This window comes from Paenibacillus sp. 01L418 (assembly GCF_056400045.1).
Genome location: NZ_JBFTSN010000787.1, coordinates 1 through 1,109, shown reverse-complemented (window position 1 = coordinate 1,109; position 1,109 = coordinate 1). Strand labels below are relative to the sequence as shown.

Genomic DNA, 1,109 nt, shown 5'->3' with positions numbered 1-1,109 from the left:
GGCATGGATACTGAACGGTGTGATGCCTTCCACAGCTGTTCACCTTCAGAAGCGTCCACAGGTGCAAGCTCACAGCCAAACAGTAACGCCAGAATAGAGTCTCGCTCCACTGTCTTCACACCTGTAAATGCCTTTTCCGCCCACTGCGTGCCATAGGCCGTATTCAGCAGCGAACGATAGAGCTCATCACCAAAAATATCCAGCGCTATTTCATAATAAGGCGCATAAGTATGAATGCCGCCCGCGCTTCCTGCATCATTGAAAGAAGGCATATAGCCATTTGGCACTATCCAGTGAACCGGATAATCAAACATCGATTGGAGGCCAGACTCTTGCCAAATATCCCAAGGCGTTCCTTCCGCCATAAGCGCGTAGTTCAGCAGCGACTTGAACGCATAAAAATGATACTGAACATTCCCCTCATACCACAGTCCGTCAGCAAAGCGGCCCCGCTTCATTTGGTCATGCAGCCCATACTCTCCTGAGAGTCCGGCATGAATAATCCCCTCATCGTTCAGCAAAATGCCAATGGACGCGATCGCGGAAGTAATCAGCACCGCATGGTTATGGATTTGCTCCTCTTTGTGCGCGATTAAAAAATGTACGCAAGGCTCCAGCAAGCCATAACGGATATGCGCCTCTTCCTCTTCAGACAACGAAGCCCGAATGAATTGAAAGCCTACGGACAAATCAATAATCCAGTGCGCCTCGTCAAGTGTCTGTGCAAACAACTTACCCGGACCGTTGTACGGGATGCTCCCGTGAATCTTATACCCTTCGTAATTGTCTGCATAAGACAGAAGAAACTGCTTCGTTTGATGGAGCAGCGCTTCATCCGGCTCTATAGCGTGAAGCATCGCCATATGATAAACCGCGCGGCCTATATTCGCATGCACAAAAGATGTCCATGCAGAGTCAAAGGGTTCGCCAGACCATACTGTGCCGCATACCGGACAGACATGCGTGTGCGGCTGCCCCCAATCAAAGGAGAGCTTCGCCCCGTCATGATGGCAGTAATACTGATGCATCCATTCTCCATATTCCACCGGACCTATCGTATACGAGATGCGTGATGCCTCTTCCGCTTCCTGTCGCAGCAGCCGCATAGC

The 1,109-nt window shown here is 50.6% G+C and carries 1 protein-coding gene; it reads right to left on the bottom strand.

All coding sequences use genetic code 11. From position 1 onward, the window contains the following. Positions 1-1,109: hypothetical protein (locus AC1DSE_RS35635; protein ID WP_477529167.1), on the bottom strand; the 1,109-nt coding region annotated here is incomplete at both ends.